At 38.8% G+C, this 25,105-nt stretch carries 23 protein-coding genes, 1 pseudogene and 1 riboswitch; of the genes and pseudogenes, 14 read left to right on the forward strand and 10 right to left on the reverse strand.

Features of this window, described 5'->3' with window-relative positions:
• Window positions 1-80 precede the first annotated feature (80 nt).
• Both HMPREF9189_RS02605 and trkA read right to left on the reverse strand, forming a co-directional pair.
• Entirely contained in the window at window positions 81-1,520 is a 1,440-nt protein-coding gene (locus tag HMPREF9189_RS02605) for a TrkH family potassium uptake protein (protein WP_001043437.1), read from the reverse strand.
• A gap of 3 nt (window positions 1,521-1,523) precedes the next feature.
• Window positions 1,524-2,873 carry a Trk system potassium transporter TrkA gene (gene trkA / locus HMPREF9189_RS02610; protein WP_000706805.1) on the reverse strand — a complete coding sequence of 450 codons (1,350 nt, stop codon included), beginning with the start codon at window positions 2,871-2,873 and terminating at the stop codon, window positions 1,524-1,526.
• 401 nt (window positions 2,874-3,274) lie between these two features.
• On the opposite strand from trkA, the gene HMPREF9189_RS02615 reads away from it, so the two are divergent.
• The 11 genes from HMPREF9189_RS02615 (at window position 3,275) to rpsI (ending at window position 13,555) form a co-directional block, all read left to right on the forward strand.
• Window positions 3,275-3,778: a tRNA (cytidine(34)-2'-O)-methyltransferase gene (locus HMPREF9189_RS02615; RefSeq protein ID WP_000181362.1), complete on the forward strand. Its 504-nt coding sequence runs from the start codon at window positions 3,275-3,277 to the stop codon at window positions 3,776-3,778.
• A gap of 40 nt (window positions 3,779-3,818) precedes the next feature.
• A riboswitch (FMN riboswitch) is annotated at window positions 3,819-4,037 on the forward strand.
• Window positions 4,038-4,190: 153 nt separating this feature from the next.
• Window positions 4,191-4,754, forward strand: a complete 564-nt coding sequence (locus HMPREF9189_RS02620; RefSeq protein ID WP_000185819.1) for an ECF transporter S component — start codon at window positions 4,191-4,193, stop codon at window positions 4,752-4,754.
• A complete protein-coding gene (locus HMPREF9189_RS02625) occupies window positions 4,744-5,394 on the forward strand; it encodes a phosphatase PAP2 family protein (protein ID WP_009755220.1) in 651 nt (216 codons plus the stop codon). The genes HMPREF9189_RS02620 and HMPREF9189_RS02625 overlap by 11 nt, the downstream gene beginning before the upstream one ends.
• Before the next feature lie 27 nt (window positions 5,395-5,421).
• Window positions 5,422-5,841: a hypothetical protein gene (locus HMPREF9189_RS02630; protein WP_001265614.1), complete on the forward strand. Its 420-nt coding sequence runs from the start codon at window positions 5,422-5,424 to the stop codon at window positions 5,839-5,841.
• Window positions 5,842-5,845: 4 nt separating this feature from the next.
• Window positions 5,846-6,295 (forward strand): GNAT family N-acetyltransferase, encoded by a 450-nt coding sequence (locus HMPREF9189_RS02635; protein WP_025168488.1) that lies wholly within the window; start codon window positions 5,846-5,848, stop codon window positions 6,293-6,295.
• Window positions 6,296-6,565: 270 nt separating this feature from the next.
• Window positions 6,566-7,612 (forward strand): phenylalanine--tRNA ligase subunit alpha, encoded by a 1,047-nt coding sequence (gene pheS, locus HMPREF9189_RS02640; protein WP_000103744.1) that lies wholly within the window; start codon window positions 6,566-6,568, stop codon window positions 7,610-7,612.
• 129 nt (window positions 7,613-7,741) lie between these two features.
• Window positions 7,742-10,147 (forward strand): phenylalanine--tRNA ligase subunit beta, encoded by a 2,406-nt coding sequence (gene pheT / locus HMPREF9189_RS02645; protein ID WP_000961541.1) that lies wholly within the window; start codon window positions 7,742-7,744, stop codon window positions 10,145-10,147.
• Between the two features lie 250 nt (window positions 10,148-10,397).
• Window positions 10,398-11,291: an ABC transporter ATP-binding protein gene (locus tag HMPREF9189_RS02650; protein ID WP_000895273.1), complete on the forward strand. Its 894-nt coding sequence runs from the start codon at window positions 10,398-10,400 to the stop codon at window positions 11,289-11,291.
• Window positions 11,288-12,487: an ABC transporter permease gene (locus tag HMPREF9189_RS02655; RefSeq protein ID WP_001245399.1), complete on the forward strand. Its 1,200-nt coding sequence runs from the start codon at window positions 11,288-11,290 to the stop codon at window positions 12,485-12,487. The genes HMPREF9189_RS02650 and HMPREF9189_RS02655 overlap by 4 nt, the downstream gene beginning before the upstream one ends.
• Window positions 12,488-12,697: 210 nt before the next feature.
• The gene (gene rplM, locus HMPREF9189_RS02660; protein WP_001044624.1) at window positions 12,698-13,144 is read left to right on the forward strand and encodes a 50S ribosomal protein L13; all 447 of its coding nucleotides are present in this window, start codon (window positions 12,698-12,700) and stop codon (window positions 13,142-13,144) included.
• An 18-nt stretch (window positions 13,145-13,162) separates the two neighbouring features.
• Entirely contained in the window at window positions 13,163-13,555 is a 393-nt protein-coding gene (rpsI, locus tag HMPREF9189_RS02665) for a 30S ribosomal protein S9 (protein ID WP_000075969.1), read from the forward strand.
• Between the two features lie 106 nt (window positions 13,556-13,661).
• Here the strand turns inward: rpsI and xerC are convergent, their stop codons facing one another.
• The 7 genes from xerC to HMPREF9189_RS02700 all read right to left on the reverse strand — a co-directional run bounded on the left by xerC (window position 13,662) and on the right by HMPREF9189_RS02700 (window position 18,961).
• Window positions 13,662-14,879 (reverse strand): tyrosine recombinase XerC, encoded by a 1,218-nt coding sequence (gene xerC / locus HMPREF9189_RS02670; RefSeq protein ID WP_000155893.1) that lies wholly within the window; start codon window positions 14,877-14,879, stop codon window positions 13,662-13,664.
• A 65-nt stretch (window positions 14,880-14,944) separates the two neighbouring features.
• A complete protein-coding gene (locus tag HMPREF9189_RS02675; RefSeq protein ID WP_001196073.1) occupies window positions 14,945-15,208 on the reverse strand; it encodes a helix-turn-helix domain-containing protein in 264 nt (87 codons plus the stop codon).
• A gap of 10 nt (window positions 15,209-15,218) precedes the next feature.
• Entirely contained in the window at window positions 15,219-16,634 is a 1,416-nt protein-coding gene (locus HMPREF9189_RS02680; protein ID WP_000791389.1) for a Rep family protein, read from the reverse strand.
• A 181-nt stretch (window positions 16,635-16,815) separates the two neighbouring features.
• A complete protein-coding gene (locus tag HMPREF9189_RS02685; protein WP_000228478.1) occupies window positions 16,816-17,580 on the reverse strand; it encodes a hypothetical protein in 765 nt (254 codons plus the stop codon).
• A complete protein-coding gene (locus HMPREF9189_RS02690) occupies window positions 17,574-18,164 on the reverse strand; it encodes a hypothetical protein (RefSeq protein WP_000767071.1) in 591 nt (196 codons plus the stop codon). The genes HMPREF9189_RS02685 and HMPREF9189_RS02690 overlap by 7 nt, the downstream gene beginning before the upstream one ends.
• A 60-nt stretch (window positions 18,165-18,224) precedes the next feature.
• Window positions 18,225-18,599 carry a hypothetical protein gene (locus HMPREF9189_RS02695; RefSeq protein ID WP_000547811.1) on the reverse strand — a complete coding sequence of 125 codons (375 nt, stop codon included), beginning with the start codon at window positions 18,597-18,599 and terminating at the stop codon, window positions 18,225-18,227.
• A gap of 5 nt (window positions 18,600-18,604) precedes the next feature.
• Complete coding sequence (locus HMPREF9189_RS02700) at window positions 18,605-18,961, reverse strand: hypothetical protein (RefSeq protein ID WP_001074148.1); 357 nt, start codon at window positions 18,959-18,961, stop codon at window positions 18,605-18,607.
• 243 nt (window positions 18,962-19,204) lie between these two features.
• On the opposite strand from HMPREF9189_RS02700, the gene HMPREF9189_RS02705 reads away from it, so the two are divergent.
• Together HMPREF9189_RS02705 and HMPREF9189_RS02710 are read left to right on the forward strand one after the other, a co-directional pair.
• Window positions 19,205-20,137, forward strand: a complete 933-nt coding sequence (locus HMPREF9189_RS02705) for a hypothetical protein (protein ID WP_000200342.1) — start codon at window positions 19,205-19,207, stop codon at window positions 20,135-20,137.
• Between the two features lie 423 nt (window positions 20,138-20,560).
• On the forward strand, window positions 20,561-21,331 hold the full coding sequence (locus HMPREF9189_RS02710; protein WP_000401817.1) for a hypothetical protein: 771 nt from the start codon (window positions 20,561-20,563) through the stop codon (window positions 21,329-21,331).
• Between the two features lie 437 nt (window positions 21,332-21,768).
• Here HMPREF9189_RS02710 and HMPREF9189_RS02715 read toward each other — a convergent pair.
• Window positions 21,769-21,954, reverse strand: a pseudogene (locus HMPREF9189_RS02715) (transposase); the annotation flags it as partial.
• A 265-nt stretch (window positions 21,955-22,219) separates the two neighbouring features.
• Here HMPREF9189_RS02715 and HMPREF9189_RS02720 point away from each other — a divergent pair.
• On the forward strand, window positions 22,220-24,994 hold the full coding sequence (locus HMPREF9189_RS02720; protein WP_001285356.1) for a cation-transporting P-type ATPase: 2,775 nt from the start codon (window positions 22,220-22,222) through the stop codon (window positions 24,992-24,994).
• Window positions 24,995-25,105 lie beyond the last annotated feature (111 nt).

Below are 25,105 nucleotides of genomic sequence, written 5' to 3' on the forward strand. Positions count from 1 at the left end.
AGAGAGGACCGAAAGGTCTTCTCATTTTTAATAGAAAAATTCCCCTTTCACTAGCTTGTAAAAGGGGAGCTTTATTGTGATTAGCGTTTGGACCAGGTACGTTTCATAAAGAGAAGCAAAATGGGATAAATCTCTAGACGACCTGCAATCATTGCAAATGAGAGAAGGATTTTAGAGATGGGGCTAAAGATAGCAAAACTAGAAGTTGTACCTAGAATAGGTCCGATGTTATTGAAACAGCTGAAGACAGCACTGGTAACAACTAGAAAATCATTGTTATCTAGACTGACAATGAAGATAAGTGACAGTAAAATCATCACATAAATGACAAAATATTTTAGGACCTTGTGCTGGGTATCCTTATCAATCACAGTTTTATTGACATGTAGAGTCAATACGCGATGAGGAGATAAGATGGACAAGATCTGATTTTTTGCAATTTTTGAAAGGATGAGTCCTCTGATAACTTTGAGTCCACCTGCGGTTGATCCAGCAGAGCCACCGATTCCCATGAGGAAGAGGAGTATAAATTGGGAGGAGAGGGGCCAGTTGGTAATATCTCCATAACCAAAACCAGTTGTTGTAATGATATTGGAAACCTGAAAGAGGGCCATTTCAAAGCTCTTAGAGACACCTTGGTAGAGGTGGAGCGTATTGAGAGTAATCAAGCCGGTAGAAACTAGGACAATGATTACATACGTGCGAAGTTCTTCATCTCCAAAGAAAGCCTTAACCCGACGGAGCATGAGGTAGTAGTAGAGATTAAAGTTGACCCCAAAAACCAGAACTCCGATACTGACGAGATAGGTGATGAGTGAGCTGCCGTAGTGGGCAATTCCGTCGTTATAGACGGTGAAGCCTCCGGTTCCTGCCGTTCCCATAGCGATGACAAAGCTATCAAATAGAGGCATGCCAGCTAGATAGTAGATGACTACAAAAAGTGAGAAGAGCCCTAAATAAAGCAGATAGAGGATCTGGGCGGTATTTTTCAGTTTGGATACAACCTTGCCGAAGACAGGCCCAGGGACCTCAGCCTTCATCACCTCTAAGTGACCATTCTTGGCATTGTCCATAATGGCAAGCGCGAAGACGAGTACCCCCATCCCTCCAATCAAGTGAGTAAAACTTCGCCAGAAGAGGAGGGAATGGCTGAGAACGGAGACATCTGTCAGAATGGTTGCTCCTGTAGTTGTAAAACCAGAACTGATTTCAAAGAAGGCATCGATGACACTTGGGATCTGTCCTGAAAAGACAAAGGGAAGCGCTCCAAAGAAAGACCATAGAATCCAACAGAGGGCGACGATTAAGACTCCCTCCTTAGTATAAATTCGCTGATTTTTGGGTTTCCGTAAAATTCCCAAGCTACCAAGAAGTATTAAAATTCCAATTGTTGTAAAGAGAGCTGTAAATACTTGGCTGGATTCTTGATAATAGGTTGCTACGCTAACGGGTACTAGGAGGAGAACCGCCTCAATCAAGAGAAGTTTTGAGAGGAGGTAACGAATCATACTTTTATTCATCTTTTACCTCTCAATCAGATCATAAATCTTGGTGATATTTGGTAATAAGGTCGTCACGAGTAACTGATCTCCTACCTCAAGTCTATCCTCTCCAGTAGGGAAGATTGTTTTTCCTTTTCGGATAATGGCTGCGATGAGAACCCCTTTCTTCAATTTCAGATGTGAAAGAGGTTTGGCAGTCATTTTATTAGCTTCCTTGATTTGGAATTGAAGAGTTTCAATTTGACCGTTTGCTAGATGGTGCATGGCTTGAAGGTCTGAGTATTGAGCGTTTACTCGACCACGGATAAAGTGCATAATGGTATCCACTGCAATGCTTTTGGGTGTGATGATACTTGAAAAATCAGGTGCATGGATAATCTCTAAAAGGCTAGTTCGATTCACCTTGGTGATATTCTTATGGACACCAACACGGTCTAAGAACATAGAGGTAATGATGTTTTCCTCATCAACTCCAGTCAAAGTTGCAACTGCATCATAGTTGGGAGCACTTTCCTCAAGCAAGATATCTTTGGCAGTTCCATCTCCCTGTACGATATAGAGATTTGGAAATTTTTCACTGAAGAGACGAGCTCTCTCAGGATTAATCTCGATAACTTTAGTGTCAATACGGCTATCTTTTAAAATGTCAAGTAGGTAATAAGCAATTTTTCCAGCACCAACGATGAGCAAGCTTTTCACTGTACGTGATTTGAAATAGTTATGGAAAAGCATCATATCCACACGATTCCCAGTAACAAAAATTCTATCTCTATCCTGAATGGTGATATCACCGCTCGGAATCATAAGTTGATGGTCTCGTTCCATAGCGCAGACAATGATATTGCCAAATTTTTTACGAAAATCTGAGATTGGCATTTGACAGAGACCACTGGAATCTTTGACAACAAACTCCATCAGGTTGACCCTTCCCCCTGAGAACCGCTCAACTGAGAGTGCATTCGGAAAATCAATGATATTTGAGATAGCACGGGCGGCTAGGAGTTCTGGGTTAACGATAAGTGAGAATCCAAGAATATTTTTCTCTTTGAAATAGGTATTGGAGTATTCAGGATTTCGCACTCGAACGATAGTTTCTTTAGCGCCCATTTTTTTAGCAAGTACTGCTGAAATCATATTCACCTCATCGTGTTCCGTTAGAGCGATAAAGATATCACACTCTTGAACGCCGGCTTGCTCTAAGATAGCAAAGTCTGCTCCATTTCCAAGGAGTCCCATGATATCAAAGCGACTGACAATATGATTGAGAACAGCCTCATCTTGTTCGATGAGGACAACGTCGTGTTTTTCTGCAACCAGTGAACGACAGAGGGCGAAACCGACTTTCCCTCCACCAACAAGGACAATTTTCATATAAAAACCCTACTTTTTCATGATGTAACTATCATACCCTTTTTTCGCAAAAAATGCACTTGCCAAGCCATTTCAGAGGATAAGAAAAGCTTTTTTTAAGTTTTCAAAGATAAAATCGGTCACCTTTCATAGAAATGTCTATTATATGAAATGATTTCGCTCATTTAATATCCTTTCTCAGAAAAAGAATGACTAAGTATGGAAATATTATCAAAAAAAGTAAAAAAATCAAGTCATTTCTATTGACAATGATTCTGAAAGTGTTATACTAAGGAAGTAGTTTCGCTGATTTACTTCAAACCTGTTGTGAGGTAAGTTAACGATGCCTTAACCACGCTGTTTGCTGAGCTTGACTCCGGGCAGTGTGGCTATTTTTTTGCAATGATAAAAGGAAACCCGTCATGACAAATCACATTGTATTATTTGAACCTCAGATTCCACAAAATACAGGTAACATTGCGCGTACTTGCGCTGCGACCAATTCTCCCCTCCACATCATCAAACCGATGGGATTTCCTATTGATGATCGCAAGATGAAGCGGGCTGGTTTGGATTACTGGGATAAGTTAGAGATTCATTTTTATGACAGTTTGGAAGATTTTATGTCTCAGATGAAGGGTAAACTCTATCTGATTTCGAAATTCGCGGAAAAGGTGTACTCTGAGGCAGATTTATCGACTGACGAAGCCCATTATTTTCTCTTCGGACGTGAAGACAAGGGCTTGCCTGAGGACTTTATGAGAGAACATCCTGAGAAAGCTCTCCGTATCCCGATGAATGATGAACATGTCCGCAGTCTCAATGTTTCCAATACGGTCTGCATGATTGTCTATGAGGCTCTTCGTCAGCAACATTTTGCTGGTTTAGAGCTCGTTCACACCTATGAAGCGGATAAATTGAAATAAACAAAATGCTTGCACTTGCAAGCGTTTTTTGTTATGATTAAAGGGTCTTCAGGGCTGGGTGAAATTCCCGACCGGCGGTGACTTTAACTAGCTATTTTGGCTTTCTCGTCCTTGTCTTGTCTCGATATACTTTAAGTATTATCTTCGACTGCGACGCCTAGATTACTCCAAGATATCTTAGTTAAAGAAGTCCGCGAGCGCAAGCTGATGTGGTGTGATTCCACAACCGACAGTATAGTCTGGATGGGAGAAGACGAAAGAATAGCTTTGTCTGTTCTGATGAGTTTATAGATAAATTGCAACCGCTTGCTCAAAAGAGTGAGGGGAAACTTTTGGGATATAAAAAGTGAGAATAGATAGAGGGATCCTTTCCAACTTCTTCTGATTTTATAGAAAATTGGAGGAACCTGTTATGACAAACACACGTCGACTTTCGACCATTGCGATTTTATCGGCCATTTCATTTGTGCTGATGTACTTTGACTTTCCGCTCTTGCCAGCGGCAAGCTTCCTCAAGATCGAGTTTAGTATTTTGCCAGTCCTTGTGGGCTTGGTGGTGATAGATTTGCCAGCTGCACTAGGGATTCTCTTGCTGCGATCACTCTTGAAGTTACTTCTGAATAGCCAGGGAGTGAATACTTACATTGGTTTGCCAATGAATATCGTGGCCTTGGGAGTTTTTGTTATCGCTTTTGGCTTGATTTGGAAAAAGGAACGCAGCACCCTTCGTTTCCTACTGGCATCTCTAGCGGGAACTGTCGGCTTGACTGCGGCTATGTTGGTTCTCAACTATGTCTATGCTGTTCCTTTGTACGCTAAGTTTGCTAACTTTGATATTGGAAAAATTTTGGGACTTTCCAACTACCTCATGACCATGGTATTACCTTTTAACTTGATTGAGGGTGTAATCTTTGCCGTTTCATTCTGGTTGTTATACGTCCTTTTGAAACCGACCTTAAAACATTATGAGAGATAAACAAACATTTTTAATGAAGGGCAGTTTTGCCCTTTTACTTTTCGTCCTTCTTGGCTATATGGTTAAGTTTTACCCTGAAACGCTGGTCGGTTTTGACCAACCGATTCAGACTGTCATTCGTGGGGACTTGCCAGATTATTTGACAGTTCTGTTCCGTGCCCTTACGCATTTGATTGATATCCCAGTGATTATCACCTGGGTTACCATCGCAGCCTTTATCTTTTATCGTAAGCAGTGGAAGATAGAAAGCTACTTCATAGCGGGCAATCTAGCCTTAGCCGGTCTTTTAATCGTGACCTTCAAAAACATCTACCAGCGCCCACGGCCAGCTATCTTACACTTGGTAGAGGAGAAGGGTTTTTCTTTTCCAAGTGGCCATTCTCTGGCTGTAACCTTGATGGTAGGCACTCTGATTGTCATTCTCAGTCAACGGATGAAAAATCCAGTCTGGAGAAAAATCGTGCAAATCGTCCTTGGCCTCTACCTAGTCAGTGTGCTGGCATCAAGAGTCTATCTGGGAGTTCACTACCCATCAGATGTTCTTGCCAGTCTCTGTGTGGGTTTGGGAATCTTGTTTATCGAATTTCCCTTCTATGACAAGCTCCGCTTCCAATGGCGATTTAAAGGCAAGCAGAAGTGAGTATCAAATTCCCTTGAGGAGAAAGAAATGAGAGTCAATATAACAGATCTCCATCCGACTCAACTATACTTATCAGAAAAGAAACTAGAAGGCATCCAGACACTTTATCAGTCGGCAGAAATAATCAATGTTGCTCCAATCAGTATTCTTGCGTTCGGAGATTGCTTGTTTATTACAGATGGCCATCACAGGGCTTATCAGGCTTTATTGGCGGGTAGGAATATGATTTCTGCTGAGTGGGATAGAGATAGTGGCGATGAACTATATCATCTCTATGCGCAAGCTTGCGAGGAAAGAAAGATTTACTCTGTTTTGGATTTAAAAGACCGTATCCTAGCTCAAGATGAGTATGAAGCAAAATGGTATAACTGGTGTGATGGTTTTAATCAAGCAGCAACTCTTTTATTGAAAGGGAAAGCAGATGAAACAGATTTTACAAATAGATAATGCACTGCGTCTTGTTCCTTATTATAAGGTCAATCATTGTGAGGAAGCTTTTGCTTGGTATCAGGATGTGAACTTGGTTTACCTCGTAGATGGTGTGAAGAGTCCTTACAGTCCAGCGACCTTGGAAGCTATGTATTCCTATTTGGATCAGCATGGTGAGCTTTTTTGGATTGAAGTCAAGGAGAAGGGAGAATGGTTTCCAATTGGGGATGTTACTCTATCTCAGGATAATCTTCCCATTGTGATTGGGAATCCCGCTTACCAACATCGAGGACTTGGAAAAAAGGTTCTAAGTACTTTGATTGAATTGGCTCGAGTAAAAGGATGGAAAGAATTGAGAGTCAAGGAAATCTACACCTACAATCATGCTTCTAGGAGGTGTTTCAAGTCGCTTGGATTTGTGGAAAATGGAACAACAGAAAAAGGAACGAGTTTTATACTGAAATTAGTCTAATCTAACTTGTTTTTTAACTAAAAATCTGATAAACTAAGTAGTAATTGAATAGGAATCCGCAAGACTAGTAACTCAAGGGAAGTATATCAGGGAGGAGAGCCGTGACTGTAAGCTCTCTATATGAAAGCTGGGCGAATTCACTTGCACATGGATTTAGAAATGAAGGTCTGACTTGTCAGATGAAAACGGATGGTACCGCGTGTCAACGCTCCGAGTGGAGTTTTTGGCATGTGGTTTTCTTTTTATCTACGAGAGACTGATGGAGGAATTATGTCAACTATTGAAGAACAATTAAAAGCGCTTCGCGAAGAAACGCTGGCTAGCTTGAAGCAGATTACTGCTGAAAATGAAAAAGAGATGCAAGAATTGCGTGTCTCTGTCCTTGGTAAAAAAGGTTCGCTTACGGAGATTCTTAAAGGAATGAAAGATGTTTCTGCTGAGATGCGTCCAATCATCGGGAAACACGTCAATGAAGCTCGTGATGTCTTGACAGCAGCCTTTGAGGAAACAGCGAAACTCTTGGAAGAAAAGAAAGTCGCAGCTCAACTGGCTAGCGAGAGTATCGATGTGACACTTCCAGGTCGTCCGGTAGCGACTGGTCACCGTCACGTTCTCACACAAACCAGTGAAGAAATCGAAGATATTTTCATCGGTATGGGTTACCAAGTCGTGGATGGTTTTGAAGTGGAGCAAGACTACTACAACTTTGAACGTATGAACCTTCCGAAAGATCATCCAGCTCGCGATATGCAGGATACTTTCTACATCACAGAAGAAATCTTGCTCCGTACCCACACGTCTCCAGTTCAAGCGCGTGCCATGGACGCTCATGATTTTTCAAAAGGTCCTTTGAAGATGATCTCACCAGGGCGTGTGTTCCGTCGTGATACGGATGATGCGACCCACAGTCACCAGTTCCACCAAATCGAAGGATTGGTTGTTGGGAAAAACATCTCCATGGCAGATCTTCAAGGAACCCTTCAGTTGATTGTCCAAAAGATGTTTGGTGAAGAGCGTCAGATCCGTCTGCGTCCATCTTACTTCCCATTCACAGAGCCATCTGTTGAGGTGGATGTTTCCTGCTTCAAGTGTGGCGGAGACGGCTGTAACGTATGTAAGAAAACAGGTTGGATCGAAATCATGGGTGCCGGTATGGTTCACCCACGTGTCCTTGAGATGAGTGGTATTGATGCAACTGTTTACTCTGGTTTTGCCTTTGGTCTTGGACAAGAGCGTGTAGCTATGCTCCGTTACGGAATCAACGATATTCGTGGATTCTACCAAGGAGATGTCCGCTTCTCAGAACAGTTTAAATAAGATTGAAACCTGAAACACAGTCCTATACAGTCCTAGTCATTTTCTCTCGATGAGAACGGTGAGGACTGACTCGAAGAAAAAGAAAGGAATTGAAAAGGTCTTACTTGGTGAGATCTTACAATCAGAATTATGCTTGTATCTTATAAATGGTTAAAAGAATTGGTGGACATTGATGTGCCATCACAAGAGTTGGCTGAAAAAATGTCAACTACAGGGATCGAGGTCGAAGGTGTCGAATCACCGGCTGCCGGTCTCTCAAAAATTGTCGTCGGTGAAGTCTTGTCTTGCGAAGATGTGCCAGAAACTCACTTGCATGTCTGTCAGGTTAACGTTGGCGAAGAAGAAGCCCGTCAAATCGTTTGTGGTGCCCCAAATGTGCGTACTGGTATCAAGGTCATGGTGGCTCTTCCAGGAGCTCGTATCGCTGACAATTACAAAATCAAAAAAGGGAAAATCCGTGGTTTAGAGTCTCTCGGAATGATCTGTTCACTTGGTGAATTGGGGATTTCTGACTCAGTTGTACCAAAGGAATTTGCAGATGGTATTCAAATCTTGCCAGAAGATGCAGTACCAGGTGAGGAAGTCTTCTCATATCTAGACTTGGATGATGAAATCATCGAGCTTTCCATCACGCCAAACCGTGCAGACGCTCTTTCTATGCGTGGAGTAGCGCACGAAGTGGCAGCTATCTATGACAAGGCAGTTAGCTTTAAGAAATTCAGTTTAACAGAAACAAATGAAAGTGCAGCAGATGCTCTTTCTGTAGGGATTGAAACAGATAAGGCGCCATATTATGCGGCCCGTATCTTGGACAATGTGACCATCGCACCAAGTCCACAATGGTTGCAAAACCTTCTTATGAACGAAGGCATCCGTCCAATCAATAACGTAGTCGACGTGACAAACTACATCCTGCTTTACTTTGGTCAACCTATGCATGCCTTTGACTTGGATACCTTTGAAGGAAGCGAGATTCGTGTGCGTGAAGCGCGTGCTGGTGAAAAATTGGTGACCTTGGACGGTGAAGAACGCGACTTGGAAACAAATGACTTAATCATCACTGTCGCAGACAAGCCAGTAGCCCTTGCAGGTGTCATGGGCGGGCAAACAACAGAAATCTCTGAAAAATCTAGTCGCGTTGTCCTTGAAGCTGCTGTTTTCAATGGCAAATCCATCCGCAAGACTAGCGGACGCCTCAACCTTCGTTCGGAATCGTCTTCTCGCTTTGAAAAAGGCATCAATGTGGCAACTGTTAACGAAGCCCTTGATGCGGCAGCTAGCATGATTGCTGATCTTGCAGGTGCGACGGTGCGTAAGGGCATCGTTTCAGCAGGCCAGCTTGATACTTCAGATGTGGAAGTTTCTTCGACTCTTGAAGACGTTAACCGCGTCCTTGGTACGGAGCTTTCCTATGCTGATGTGGAAGATGTCTTCCGTCGTCTTGACTTTGGCCTTTCTGGCAATGCAGATCGCTTTACAGTCAGCGTACCCCGTCGTCGTTGGGATATCACCATCGAAGCAGACCTCTTTGAAGAAATTGCCCGTATCTATGGTTATGATCGCTTGCCAACTAGTCTTCCAAAAGATGACGGTACAGCTGGCGAATTGACTGCAACACAAAAATTGCGTCGCCAAGTTCGTACCATCGCTGAAGGAGCAGGTTTGACAGAAATCATTACCTACGCTCTAACAACTCCTGAAAAAGCAGTTGAGTTCACAGCTCAACCAAGTAACCTTACAGAACTTATGTGGCCAATGACAGTGGATCGCTCCGTTCTCCGCCAAAATATGGTCTCAGGTATCCTTGATACGGTTGCCTACAATGTGGCTCGTAAGAACAAAAACTTGGCTCTTTACGAGATTGGAAAAGTCTTTGAACAAACAGGCAATCCAAAAGAAGACCTACCAAACGAAATCAACAGCTTTGCCTTTGCCTTGACAGGCTTGGTTGCTGAAAAAGACTTCCAAACGGCAGCAGTTCCAGTTGATTTCTTCTATGCTAAGGGAATCCTTGAAGCGCTTTTTGCTCGCTTGGGGCTTGAAGTGACTTATACAGCAACAGCTGAGATGGCAAGCCTCCATCCAGGACGTACAGCCGTGATTTCGCTCGGTGACCAAGTTCTTGGTTTCCTTGGCCAAGTGCATCCAGTCACTGCGAAGGCCTATGATATTCCAGAAACGTATGTAGCTGAGCTCAACCTTTCAGCCATCGAAGCTGCGCTTCAACCTGCTGCTCCATTTGTGGAAATTACCAAATTCCCAGCTGTTAGTCGTGATATTGCTCTACTTCTCAAGGCAGAAGTCACTCACCAAGAAGTTGTAGATGCTATCCAAGCTGCCGGCGTGAAACGTTTGACAGATATCAAACTCTTTGACGTCTTCTCAGGTGAAAAATTAGGACTTGGTATGAAGTCAATGGCCTATAGCTTGACCTTCCAAAATCCAGAAGACAGCTTGACGGACGAGGAAGTCGCACGCTACATGGAAAAGATCCAAGCATCACTCGAAGAAAAAGTGAATGCAGAAGTACGTTAACTCATCAATCCATCCTTCGGGGTGGATTTTTAGTTTCAAAAGGACAGTTCAGAAGAGAAAAGCAACAGTTGAGAGAGGAATCATCTCAGAAAGCCTTTAATGAGCTATACTTAAGTTATCACTGAACCGCTTAAAAAACTTAGATTTGGTAGATTTTTACTATAAATAATCTCGATAAAAATAGACACAAAACGTTGTAAAGGCTATCAAAAAGGAGTATAATAAGTGCAACATATCTCGGAGGTGGAAAATGTTAGAAGTAAGAAATCTAGAGAAAAGTTTCGGTTCCAAGCAAGTCTTGTTTGGTGTCGATTTTCAGGCAAGTCCAGGAAGGATTCTGGGCTTGGTCGGGAAAAATGGTGCTGGGAAAACAACGATTTTTCACAGTATGTTGAAATTTTTAGAGTATCAAGGAGAAATCAGTCTGGATGGGCAGGAGATTCGTCAGGAAACCTATGCTCGGATTGGCTATCTGCCTGAGGAACGCAGCCTCATGCCCAAGCTGACAGTCCTTGAACAAGTTCGCTACTTGGCGACTCTAAAGGGCATGGATGCCAAGGAGGTCAAGGAGAAACTCCCTCAATGGATGGAAAAACTCGAAGTGAAGGGCAAATTGACCGACAAAATCAAGAGTCTTTCCAAAGGGAATCAACAGAAAATTCAGCTGATTATCACCCTAATCCATGAGCCAGACTTGATTATCCTGGATGAGCCTTTTAGTGGTTTAGATCCAGTCAATACCGAGTTGCTCAAACAGGTCATCTTAAAAGAAAAAGAGCGCGGTGCGACCATTATCTTTTCTGACCATGTCATGACCAACGTTGAGGAACTTTGCGATGATATTCTCATGATTCGAGATGGGCGTGTGGTCTTGCATGGACCAGTTCAGGATGTTCGGAATCAATATGGGAAAACACGTCTCTTTGTTTCAAGTGAACGAAGCAAGGAAGAACTGGAAAAACTTCCTCATGTCAAACAGGTGAGCTTGACCAAGCAAGGCAGTTGGAAATTAATCCTAGATGATGAGAGCGCTGGAAGGGAACTCTTCCCCATCCTCACTCAAGGTCAATACATCGCGACCTTTGACCAACAAGCTCCAACAATCGATGAAATCTTTAAACTAGAATCAGGGGTGGAAGTATGAGAAATATGTGGGTTGTAATGAAGGAAACCTATCTTCGACATGTCAAGTCCTGGAGTTTCTTCTTTATGGTGATTTCGCCGTTCCTCTTTTTAGCCTTATCTGTAGGAATCGGCTATCTCCAAAATTCTTCGATGGCTAAAAATAGCAAGGTAGCAGTAGTAACAACAGTGCCATCTGTAGCTGAGGGACTCAAGGGTACCAATGGTATCAACTTTGATTACAAAGATGAAGCCAGTGCCCAAGCTGCTATCAAAGATGAGAAAATCAAGGGTTACCTAACCATTGACCAAGAGGACAGCGTCCTCAAGGCCGTCTATCATGGTGAAACTTCTCTTGAAAGTGGCATCAAGCTAGCAGTAACCAATAAACTCAATGAGCTTCAATACCAACTTAATCGCTCGGCAGCTAATTTGTCTCAAGAGCAGGAAAAGCGCCTGAGTCAAACCGTTGACTTTACTGAGAAGATTGATGAATCTAAGGAAAACAAAAAAATTGTTCAAACCATTGCGGCCGCAGGGCTTGGTTTCTTCCTTTATATGATTTTGATTACCTATGCTAGTGTCACTGCTCAGGAAGTGGCTAGCGAGAAAGGAACCAAAATCATGGAAGTGGTCTTCTCTAGTATCCGAGCTAGTCATTATTTCTATGCTCGCATGCTGGCTCTGCTTCTTGTGATTTTGACCCATATTGGCATTTACGTCGTGGGTGGGCTGGCTGCCATTCTTCTCTTTAAAGACCTACCAATCTTGGCTCAATCTGGTATTTTAAATCATCTAGGAGATGCCTTCTCGCTCAATACCTTATTGTTTGTATTGGTTAGTCTCTTTATGTATGTTGTTTTGGCAGCCTTCCTAGGTTCTATGGTTTCTCGCCCTGAGGATTCAGGAAAGGCCTTGTCGCCACTGATGATCTTGATTATCGCAGGATTCGTTGGAGTGACCGCTCTAGGTGCTGCAGGAGACAATTTAGTTCTGAAAATTGGTTCCTATATTCCTTTCATCTCGACCTTCTTTATGCCATTTAGAGCTATTAATGGGTATGCAAGTGGTCTAGAAGCTTGGATTTCACTTGCCATAACGGTTGTTTTTGCAGTAACTGCAACAGCCTTTATCGGACGCATGTATGCTAGTCTAGTCCTTCAAACGGATGATTTGGGAATCTGGAAAACCTTTAAACGTGCCTTAGCTTATAAATAGGAGAGCCTCGCAAAAGCGAGGTTTTTCTAGATGTTAAACACTGAAATCGGCAAAAATATTTTTCATATCTATTGACTTTTAGTAGTAAAATTTGGTATGATAGTAGACGGTATTGTTTACCCCATTTGTAAGGCCCCGGAACCTTTCAAATACCCCGCGGACCGGAACATCCGCCCTGTAAACAAAAACGATATTCATATAGGAGAAATCATGAACAAAACTACATTCATGGCTAAACCAGGCCAAGTAGAACGCAAATGGTACGTTGTTGACGCAACTGATGTACCTCTTGGACGCCTTTCAGCAGTTGTTGCTAGCGTACTTCGCGGAAAAAACAAACCAACATTCACACCACACACTGATACAGGTGACTTCGTAATCGTTATCAATGCTGAAAAAGTTAAATTGACTGGTAAAAAAGCAACTGATAAGATCTATTACACTCACTCAAACCACCCAGGTGGATTGAAACAAATCTCTGCTGGTGAACTTCGTTCTAAAAATGCAGTACGTTTGATCGAAAAATCAGTTAAAGGTATGCTTCCACACAATACTCTTGGCCGCGCTCAAGGTATGAAATTGAAAGTATTCGTTGGAGCTGAGCACACTCACGCTGCACAACAACCAGAAGTTCTTGATATTTCAGGACTTATCTAAGGAAAGGAACAATAAAGTATGTCACAAGCACAATATGCAGGTACTGGACGTCGTAAAAACGCTGTTGCACGCGTTCGCCTTGTTCCAGGAACTGGTAAAATCACTGTTAATAAAAAAGATGTTGAAGAGTACATCCCACACGCTGACCTTCGTCTTGTTATCAACCAACCATTCGCAGTTACTTCAACTGTAGGTTCATACGATGTTTTCGTTAACGTTGTAGGTGGTGGATACGCTGGTCAAGCAGGAGCTATCCGTCACGGTATCGCTCGTGCCCTTCTTCAAGTAGACCCAGACTTCCGCGATTCATTGAAACGCGCAGGACTTCTTACACGTGACTCACGTAAAGTTGAACGTAAGAAACCAGGTCTTAAGAAAGCTCGTAAAGCTTCACAATTTAGTAAACGTTAATCAATTCGATTATATCAACGTTTCAAAGCACTCAAAAGTTTACCTTATGGGTGCTTTTTTCGTGTTTTTTTGAAAAGTTTACCTCAAAGTTTACCTTATTTTCACCTTATTGATTTAGAGACTTTAAAGCAAATTCACCTACTGTCATAGGAACTACATTAGAAGTATTTACATAAATCTGTGTTGTTCCTGTGTCACTGTGTGTTAGAGCCTCAGAAATAGCTTCTAAGCTCATTCCTGCTTGTTTGGCAAGTGTCGCTCCTGTATGTCGCAGTTTATGAGGTGTAGCGTGTGCCAGCTCTTTATGTCGCTTTCTGATGCTTTTCATTTTATTGTTTAGATAGTCAGCATGTAAAGGCTTGTTGATGTTTCCTCTTGTGTCGATATATGTAAAAACAAATTGTTCTGGGTTACTGATGATGCCAAACTTTGCTAGTTCATATTTTTGTTGTTCTTTCCAAGAGGTAAGAAGTTGAAGTAAGTCATTAGAAATAGAGAAAATAGTTTTCTTATTTCCCTTAGTAGATTTTACTTGTCCATATCTATCTAAAGCTTGAATTAGCTGAATCTGTGATTTTGAAAAGTCGATATGTTTCCATTGAAGAGCATATGTTTCAGATTTTCTATCACCTAAGAAAAAAGTAAGATAAAATAGGACATAATCTTTAAGGGTTATTTTATCATTCTCTAAATCTTCTTGAAATGCTGAGAACCATTCTTGGAGTTGTTCGTGAGTTAGATATAAATCTTCCTCTCTCTTTGCCTCTGCAAGTTGAATCTTTTTAGTGGCTTTTATTCTTCTTAATATTTTTGCAACTTTATTAGCTTCTATATACTCAAGTTCTTCTGCCCAATCAAAAATGGAAATCACATAGCTACGTAAAGATTTGAAGTTCGCATATTCATTAGCCTTAGATGTCATTAGATTTAGGATAACTTGCTTATTTTGATTTAGAAACTGTATCGTATAGTTTCCAAGAAGTGGTAGTATATGTTTTTCAAAACATGTTTTGGTATTAGCGACTGTTGATCTGCTAGGTGGTTTAGAAGTAGATGTAGTTTGTCCTGCTTTATAAGAGTCCCACCAGATATTGTTATAGAAGTCTGAGAAAAGAATATCTCCTTTGGCTAGTCCTGTAAATTCATTATCTTCTATTTGATTTAACTTAGTAAGCAAGTCTATCTCAGCTTGCCTTGCCTCCTTTCTTGTTTTGAATCTCTTATCGTAGTAATTGCTATTAACAATACCAAGAGGCATTCTTGCTTCTAATGGTATATAGACTTTTAAGCGGTAAGTTCCGTTCTTTGTCTTACTGATAGTCATGATATTCTCCTTTATATCGAACCAGAAAATATCATGACTATTATAAAACAAAAATATAGATATTTCTAGTTTTGTGAGTAGAGCCATGAATTAATGGCTTCTTTATTAAATCGTATAGTCTTGCCTATTTTTATGGCAGGCAGTCCTAGTTTAATCCAACTATCTAGGGTATTGTTTGAGATGCCTAGATAGTGGCGAGCCTGTTGTTTATTTAAAAACGGACTTTCAAGGTTACTATGGTTCAATTTTTTGTCAATTTCTTTCTTTATAAGTTCAGCAAGTAGGAGCTGAATTTTTTGAACTTGTTCATCTGGTAAAATAACTTGCATAAAATCCTCCCTATTGTGCTACAATTGAATTATCAGGAGATTTAGAATCTTCTGTATCTACTTCATCAGAACTGCTAGCCAAAGTGCCGTCTTCTAATGAGTTTTTTATTTTATCTAGATCCCACTTATTATTGAGACTAACTTGAGCAACTAGGAAATCTAATAAATCTTTCTTATTCATTTCAGAGTTGTTTTCAAAATCATAGCTTAAATAAGTTTCAAATCCAGTATATGGAATCTTAACCCGTCTATTGACAACCCTCTTAGGTAATGACTGAAAGTATCTTATGGGAGTAGTTTCAGCAGTATTATCAATAGTGATTAAACTATCAAATCTTCTGATAAATTGAGACAAATCCTCAATTTCATTCCCTTTAGTTTTAAAGAAGAACTCCAATGGGTGTTTGGTACTAGTTATAACAATCACTCTTGTAGCTCCCATTTTATTATGATAGCGGGCAGAAATCGGACTTATATTATATGGGTCAAGTAATTTTAGCCAATCAGAAGCAGTTAAACTATCTCCACGTACATCATCAAGTAAAAGAATTTCTTCTCCATTAACTTCATCAAATATATTCGTTCCAGCCGTTGCGACACTTGACCAAGTTTGTTCATTATTTTCTGCTAATTGAATCAAATCCCCAACCAATTCTCTAGATAAAACTGATTTTCCTAACCCCGATTTTCCAGTAATGAAAAAAATTGATTTTTTAAAGTCTCCATTTTCAAGTGCTTTCTTAGTTCTGGTAGCTTTTACTTCCCCTAAAGTCATGAAAGCTTCATTTATCTTTGTTTTATAGAGCGCATATAATTGTAAATGATTAGAAGATAAGAGAATCTCACTCTTAGTAATTTTTCCATTTAATATATTTGCAATTAATGAATCAATTTGTTCCGAAGCATTTCTAACTTCTTTCTTTGTTCTCCCTTTAGACCAAGAAGAAAATTTTTCTTTATAAATTTCTAAGTAATCTTTGCCAAGAATCGTAATAACATCACTTGCTGAATATTGAAATTTATCAGGATCCTTTGAATGAATGAGATAAGCTAATAAATTATCATAGCCATATCGTCCCGACTTAGCTTTTTCGATGTATTGCGGTTCAACTCCGATTGCCAGAGCTAAATCGATTAATGTTGCTCCCTCCGAAAATTTAAGTAAAAAATGTCCGTGTTCTGATTTTAGTTCTTGATAGAAAGAGTCAGTTTCAGAATCATATAGTTCTAAAGTATCTTTATCATGCTTTATCCCATATGCTTCTGAAACAGTTGCGACAGTGTTAGCACGATTAACCATTTCAGTTAAAATGTCTTTTATAGATTTGCTAAGAATCAAATCTTTATCCCAACCAATCCAAAATTGAGAATCAAACTGTTGAGCAATCATTACACAAGTCAGTTTTGCTTGTTTTTTATTTTTCATAATTAAACTCCATATTCTAATTATTCTCTTAACTATTCTGGGTTAGACACAGTTGACAAGCCCAGTCTAACCGCACGTAGAATAGTTAAAGTTAAATATATGGCAATATTTTGCCTACCGCAGGTTTGCACCTCAGAGGGTTAGGGTTGGTAAAATGAACAAGCACTTCGGCTTGCCAACCCTAACCCTCTGAGGCACTTTCATTTGGTGGCTGATACTGCTCGAGCATCTTCTTAAGTACTTTGTTCATTCTAGAAAAATCACGAACGTTCCGAACTTGGACTTTTATAGGTTGACTGCCGTTCATTTCTTGATACCAACCATAACGGTTTGGAAGAGCTTCTAGCTTTTGTCCAGGTTTTAAGTCAAAAATACTACTTGAGATTGCTGATCTAGATGCCATATTTCCTAAACCTAGAACAGCTCCAAATTGATTTCTAAGATTTGTATCAATACCGTCTTGTGCTAACAGATCTTGGGAAACAAAGCAACAGTATATTGAGCGACTTCGGCCACTGAGGATGATTGACTTAAGCATCTTCTGAATTTTTGATTTTTGTTTCCCTTCAAGAGAACTCATGAGAACAGTAACTTCTTCAATCAAAAGAATTAAGGGGTTTCGTTCTATAGTTCTGTCCTCTTGGCGACGTATCATCTCATTGTAGGCAACTTCAATAGCTTTGTGAGCTTTCCATCCTAGAAAAACATTGGAACTATCTTCAAATTCTAGCCAATCCTCTTGCTTTATTTCAGAAACAATTAACATTGGTGAAAGTTGCTTCGGTTTCTTGAGATTTTCCATAAATATATTGGCAACCAGCATTTTGGCTACCACAGATTTACCACTCCCAACATTACCTAGAACTAAAAAATTTATGGTGGGGCTTGGGATAGACCATCCTATCTTTCCACCTCCACGTTTAAGTAAGGGTTTACTGTCTACCATATATCTATATCCTCATCATACTTATCTTCGTTGGTTACTTCAGAAGCTCGAGCCATTCGATTGTAGGTCGCTTCCGCAACAGGCTTAATATCAAATGTAGCTATCCAGCCAGCCCCTGCATTTTGTTTTATGATGAGGATATCTAAAGCAAATTCAGCTGTATACTTTGATAAAACTCCTGAAAAATAGTCCTCTAACAAAGTTTTATCTGCATCTTTCAAATTATTTGCTAAATAAATCCAAATATCAATTCCGTTACTGGTAGCGGGAGAGACAATTTTGATACCAAGTTCGGTTTTTAAATTCTGGTTCAGATGGTGTACTACATTTTGGAGAACTATCATTTTTCTCTTTTGAGTATTTTTTTCTTCGAAGTAGATTTGGACTTTATTAAATATAAATTTAGCAAATAGCAGAATCATTTCAAGCTGATATAGTAGAACTTGTAAAGTAGCTACCTTTAATTTGTTTGTTTTTACTACTTTTCCGCTATAAAAATCAGCTATTCTCTTTAACAACAACAATATAAAAATAGTTAAATACCAAAGAGAGACTAGAATAATCATTTTTAATATAAGTTTCATAATTAAACTCCTTAAAAATAAGTAGTATAATCTATCTGAGATTATACTACTTGTCAACTACTAGATTATGTTTCGTAATCGGGCTTCTGAACTATCGATAACGATCACTAATTCAATAGTATTTGGACTAGTGCTATAAATGTCTATAATCCTTAAACTGTAAACATTTACTAAATCTGGATATATTTTTTTAAAATATAATGCATACAAACCTGAAAGTGATTGTTTTATAATTTCTATTCTAGCATCGTCAATCTTCTGAGAAGAAGTTATGTGCCATTTGACTGCTAAAAAGTAATCTTCTATGCTAAATTGTTCAGTTGTAGCTTCTGTTCCTCTGAGCGATTCTTCTCCATTGAGTAGAAGATTATCTATCTCTTTAGAGTAGATTTCATTAAAAATCTTGTCTTGCTCATAAAACGATAATATGTGCATATTTTTTACCTCGCTTTAATTTCCGAGTTTTCAATGCTTAAAGCTAGACCTTTAAGCTGGTCATTTTTGATGACAGGTACGACAGTGGCAGAGCTAACATCAATTGTTTTTTCTGTAAGTGAGAGCCAGTTTCGGGAATCAGGATTTCTAACTTTGACTGAGATAGTGCGTATCTCGTATATATCTATACCTAATTTTTCTGCGTTAGCATAGATGAATTCATCTATACACTCGAGAATGACCCAAAGATGGTCAATGCCATCTTTACTTTTATAGTAACCTTGACGTACATTGGTAACTACTTGAGTATGATTATACTCTGCTTCTTGTAGCACTTCTTCGTAATTTGTTATTTTTGCCATATTTTTTCCTCCTGGCTGATGATAAACGATCAATATAGACAAATGAGCCTGCTATGATATTGATTGAGTGAAGACATAGCATCTTTAGTTAAAAAACATCGAACTGCAGTATCTTTGTTTTATGATATAATTAAAACACAGGGGTGTATAATCAGTTTTCCGAAATAACACTATTTTATTTATGTCTTGCTTTATATATCCCATACTAGAAGATAAATTACGATATTCTATAGGAAAGTGATTATGACAAGTTTTTTAAAATTTTTTTTAGATTCTGAGAATTCATTTCAAAATGATTCTGATAAGAGAAGTTTCAAAGATATTAAAAGAGAAATTTTATATCTTCGAAAGTATACGGAAGCTTTTGTTGAATATAAATTTTTATTAAATTTGAAAAAGTCGTTGATAGCAGCAAATAAAGTTTCAGATACAGATATCCCAGCTTTCAATAAGTGGGTACTCTATAAACTTTATTTAGAAAATAAGAGTAGCCATTCAAGTATGAAAATTTTTTTTGATCTAAGAGAAGAAAATAAAATTGCGGAACTTGAACTTTTGTATGGAGAATTACATAACAATGATGACTGTTCAATGATTGATTATGCAGTTGACTTATTAAAAAAGTATTTAGAAAAACAAATTACCTATTCAAATAATCGAAAAGAAGAAAAGGCTAGATTTAGCGTTATTTTTTCAGAGGAAAAAATGTTGAAAATTGAAAGAGCGATTACAATGTACTTTCTATACAAGAAAGGAGCATTAAAACTAGTTAACGAAGATATTTTTTTTGAAGATTACTTTCATGAAACAAATTTTATAGAACCACAGAAGAGATACCTTTCGGAAGCTATGGCTAGCAATCCTAATAATTACAAAGATTTGTACATGTATTGGTTAGGATATTATGCCTCTTTGAGAGTTCATCTTTTTAGTGCTACTCATAATGTAAAAAAAATAACGGGGTACAATAGTAAGCCATTTTTTAAAGGAAAATCGGAATATAACTATTTTGAATTAAAAAGAAAAATTGAAGAATTAAATCTTGAACTTGATAAAGAATTAAACAAGATATTTCAAAGTGAATGGTTGAAGTCTATATTATTGGATTCTATATTTACTGCCACGGGAATTTCATTTGACATATCAGCAGAGTTAAAAAGTACAATTCTTAACTGATTGGTACTTATGATTTAGATTGTAATTTTTTTGGTATAATAGAGAGAGCAATAATAACTAAGAGGTATAAAGATTTGAAAAATATTGAAGAATATGCTACTAAGAGTGAGATTATCACTGGAGATAGTTTAGAATTTTTAAAATAACTTGAATTTGAAAGTATAGATTTAATAGTTTCAAATGTAGGAAAAGAGTATGAGGACAGGGTGTCTATAGAATATTATCTTGCTTTCTATAAGGAACTGGTTGCCGAGATGTTTCGAGTTTTAAAGCCTTCTGGAAGAAACAGAGGTTTGGTTATCTGAATCGCCAGAGCATATGATACATTTAAATGGTGACCGTTTTATGGGACCAAGAGACTGAAAATAATTGAGGGTTAAGTTGTATAGTTATTTTGTTTCAAATTATGATAGAAATTTTTTATTGGAAATTGATGAGACTGAATTTAAAGATTTTAAGGAATACAATATCTCTTTAAAAAAATATACTAATGTTTTTGATTGTTATCGAAATTATAAGAAGTCAGAAGAATTGATAAAAAAATACATTGAGAATATTGATGATTATGACACTCAAAAATTAAATGATATATATCGAGATTGCAAGTATTTATTTATGCAAAATATTATGTTTGGAAGGATATTTATTGATAATATAAAATCGTATTGTAAGCAGGAAGAACGCTTTGATTTAAAGAAAGAAGTTTTAAATTTTGAAAAATTAGATGAAATAAAAATGTTAAAATTATTGAGGGACTACGGTCAACATTTTTCATTGCCTTTTAGTAATTTGAGAACTAGCTATAGTCCTAGTCAAGAGAAAACTACAGGTATTGAACCGCTCATTTCAGTTTCAGAATTAAGGAAAAATGTGACTAGTAATACACAGAATAAAATGTATCTTAAGAGCCTAAATGAGGGAGAAATTTCAATAGTAGATTATTTTAAAAACTGGTCCAAATTAATAGATGAACTATTGTTGAAAGTGAAAACTGATTTTTTACTCCTCACTGATTTAAATATTAAACAGTTTGTTTTATCTAAAATTCTCTGTTTTATCGATATGGGGAATTATATACCAGTCGGATTAGCTAAAGCAGAAGAAGTTAACAATCATATAGGAATCTACCAGCAAATAGAGTTTATTTCATTTGATGAATTAGTACTCTTGCATTTGTTCGGAACAAACTATTAAAAACGCAGGATTGGTAGTCCTGCGTTTTGTATTCCACAAATACTAGAAAAGATTATACTATTTCTAGTATTTTTAGGAATGAGAATATTATAGAAAGGAGTTTCATCATTTCATTTTTGTGAAAATTAAATAAGGTAAACTTTTGATATTCTGGTTCGATTTTTGCTTATTTTTTATGAAAGTTTACCTTATTTTAATTAAAATGATTGAAACTAGTTGAAATTTTATTTGTTAAAAACTTATGAAAACGTTGATTCTAAAGCACTTTGAAATTAGATGAAATAAGTGGTGCCCCAACCAGGTCTTAAGAAAGCTCGTAAAGCATCTCAATTTAGTAAACGTTAAAACTTATTTACACTTATTGAAAGCATTTCGTATCAAAAATACGGGATGCTTTTTCTGTTCATCCCAAATATTTGAACCTTGAATTTCCGTTAATACGTTCCGTTACGACTGTTGGCTTTAAAATAATTAGCTTTATCGTAAGGCTCATACCCTAAAAAGGCTGATAACTCTGCTTGAAGCAGATCGTTCATAACTGTTTCAAGGAATGAACGAAAAAATTCATCAATATCTTGCTTTTGGGCTAAGAAGTTAAGTAGTTTTGTAGTAAACTGTGTCATAGGAATAAACCTCGTTCCAGTAATGTTTCGTAACTCTACTATAACGGATTTCTTCCTGTTTGTGTTTACACGGCTTATTTTACACTACCAAAAGAACTTTAGCTATTGGGTATACAAGCTAAAGTTCTCGGCTCTATAATTTCTGTAGTGGGTAAAGCCACCATAGGAATTATAGAGCCTTTTCTTTCAACATTTTCTGAAAAAGGAGTATAATGAGGGTGTAAATATGAAATCGCTTTAATGATTTAGAATCGAGGAAAGGATTATGAGTGATTCTAGACAGAAGGGGACTACATTAGGAACCCGTGCCCCTGATCAGGTTTATCAAGTGTTGCAAACAAGTCCTCAAGGGTTAAACTCACAAGAAGTAAAAAAGAGGCAAGCAACTTATGGTCCTAACCAGTTGAAAGAAAGTAAGAAAGAACCTATTTGGTTGACCTTTGTCAAACATTTTACCAGTCTCATGGCCCTCTTATTGTGGGTTGGTGGCTTTATTGCTGTGATTTCCCATAGCTTGGAGTTGGGAATTGCGATTTGGCTGGTCAATATCATTAATGGTCTCTTTAGTTTTATTCAAGAATATAAGGCTAGTCAAGCCACGGCAGCACTGAATAAGCTTCTTCCATCCTATACCCGAGTTCTTCGTGATGGAAAGGAAGATAAAATCCTTGCACAGGACTTGGTGCCAGGTGATTTGGTTTTCATTGAAGAAGGTGACCGTATTTCTGCAGATGGACGTTTGGTTGCTGTGACAGACTTGCAGGTAAATCAGTCTGCCCTCACTGGTGAGTCTAATCCCATTTATAAATCAGACCAAGCAGATTTGACTCCTGATAAGACTGAATTGGAATATGACAATATGGTGTTTGCAGGGACCACAGTTTCCTCTGGGTCAGGACATTTTATAGTATCTGCTATCGGTATGGAAACTGAGTTTGGACAAATTGCAGACTTGACGCAAAACCTAGCTCAGGAAAAGAGCCCGCTGCAAAAGGAACTGGACCATTTGACCAAACAGATTTCGGTTATCGCAGTATCTGTAGGTCTCTTCTTTATGATTGCAGCAACACTATTTGTCCATCAGCCTCTTTCTCAAGCTTTCATCTTTGCCTTGGGAATGATTGTTGCCTTTATCCCTGAGGGGTTACTTCCTACAGTTACCCTCTCTCTAGCTATGGCTGTACAACGCATGGCTAAAGAACATGCTTTAGTGAAGAAATTATCTTCTGTTGAGACTCTTGGAGCAACCTCTGTTATTTGCTCAGATAAAACAGGGACCCTAACTCAAAATGCCATGACAGTTAATCATTTATGGACCTTGTCGGGTAATTATGAGGTGACTGGGCTAGGTTATGCACCAAAAGGGTATATTGAGAAGGATGGTGACCCTGTTTCTCTGAAGGGAAATGATCTCCTGAATCGTTTGGTTCGCTTTTCTCACTTGGCTAGTAATGCTCAAGTGGTTGCGCCAAGTGCTGACAATCCCGATTATACGGTCTTGGGAGACCCGACTGAAGCTTGTCTTAATGTTCTTGCAGAAAAAGCAGGTATTGATTTAAATGACAACCACAACTGGGCTCCTCGTATCAAAGAAATTCCCTTTGATTCGGATCGTAAACGAATGACAACGGTACATAGTCTCGAAAAAAGTCTGGATGGCAGTCACCATATTTCCATCACTAAGGGTGCGCCTAAAGAAGTGATGGAACTTTGCTCAGACTATTATGATGGTCAAGGAGCAATCAAATCTATGACTGCTACAGAACGTCAAGCAATTCTTGCTGCTAACGATCAATTTGCTCGTGACGGCTTACGTGTTTTAGCTGTTGCTTATCGTCCTTTGGAAAGCGAAGATATTAGAGAAGACAAGTGGGATATGCGGACCCTCGAAGAAGATATGGTCTTTGTGGGACTTGTTGCCATGAGTGACCCTCCACGTCAAGGTGTACGTGAAGCAATTGAGCAATGTCACCGTGCCAGTATTCGCATTATCATGCTCACAGGTGACTATGGTTTGACAGCTCTTAGTATTGCCAAGAAAATTGGAATTGTAAAAGGTAACAATGCACGAGTGATATCAGGGCTTGAACTGGCAGATATGACCGACGAAGAGCTCAAAGTAGCTCTTAAAGGCGAGATTGTTTTTGCTCGTGTGGCTCCTGAACAAAAATATCGTGTAGTCAATGCACTTCAGGAACTTGGTGAAGTTGTCGCTGTTACTGGTGATGGTGTTAATGATGCCCCTGCTCTTAAAAAGGCTGATATCGGTGTAGCTATGGGGGTATCTGGAACCGACGTAGCCAAGGAATCTGCTGATATGATTTTAACGGATGACCACTTTGCTTCTATTGTCCATGCTGTTGAAGAAGGACGTGCCGTTTATCGAAATATTCAAAGATTCCTTACCTATATTTTTAATTCCAATACTCCTGAAGCTGTACCCTCTACTTTCTTCTTGTTCTCTTTGGGGCGCATTCCTCTTCCCTTAACAGTTATGCAAATCCTAGCGATTGACCTTGGAACAGATATGATGCCCGCTTTGGGATTGGGGGTTGAGCCACCAGAAGAAGGCATTATGGACAGGCCACCAAGACGCCTATCAGATCGTTTGTTAAATCGGCAATTATTATTAAAAGCCTTTGCATGGTATGGTATGATTGAGTCTGTTTTGGCTATGGGTGCCTTCTTCCTTAATTATTGGGTTAATCAAGGACATCTGAATCATCTAGCTAGTTCAGGACCTCTTTATCGAGAGGCAACAACCATGACTTTGGGAGCTATCATCTTCACGCAGATTGGTATGGCTATGAATAGTCGCAAAGGTAGAGGAACTATTTTCAAAATCAAACCATTTGCAAATAAGATTATTAGTCTGGGGATTATCTTAGAAATCATTCTCTTTATTATCCTGTCCTATGTACCTCTTTTCCACACTCTCTTTAATACAGCTCCGATTGGTTTTGATGATTGGCTCTATTTGCTCGTCTGTCCATTTATCATTATGGCTCTAGAGGAAATAAGGCACCGACTATTTGATTAAGAGTAAGCCGATGGCTTACTTTTTAGGCTCTATAATATTTGTAGTGGGTAAATCCCCTATGGATATTATAGAGCCTATTTTATTGTAGAAAAAAAGTCTCATAAGACCTAT

The sequence above is a fragment of the Streptococcus sp. oral taxon 071 str. 73H25AP genome, assembly GCF_000146755.1.
GTDB lineage: Bacteria > Bacillota > Bacilli > Lactobacillales > Streptococcaceae > Streptococcus > Streptococcus oralis_T.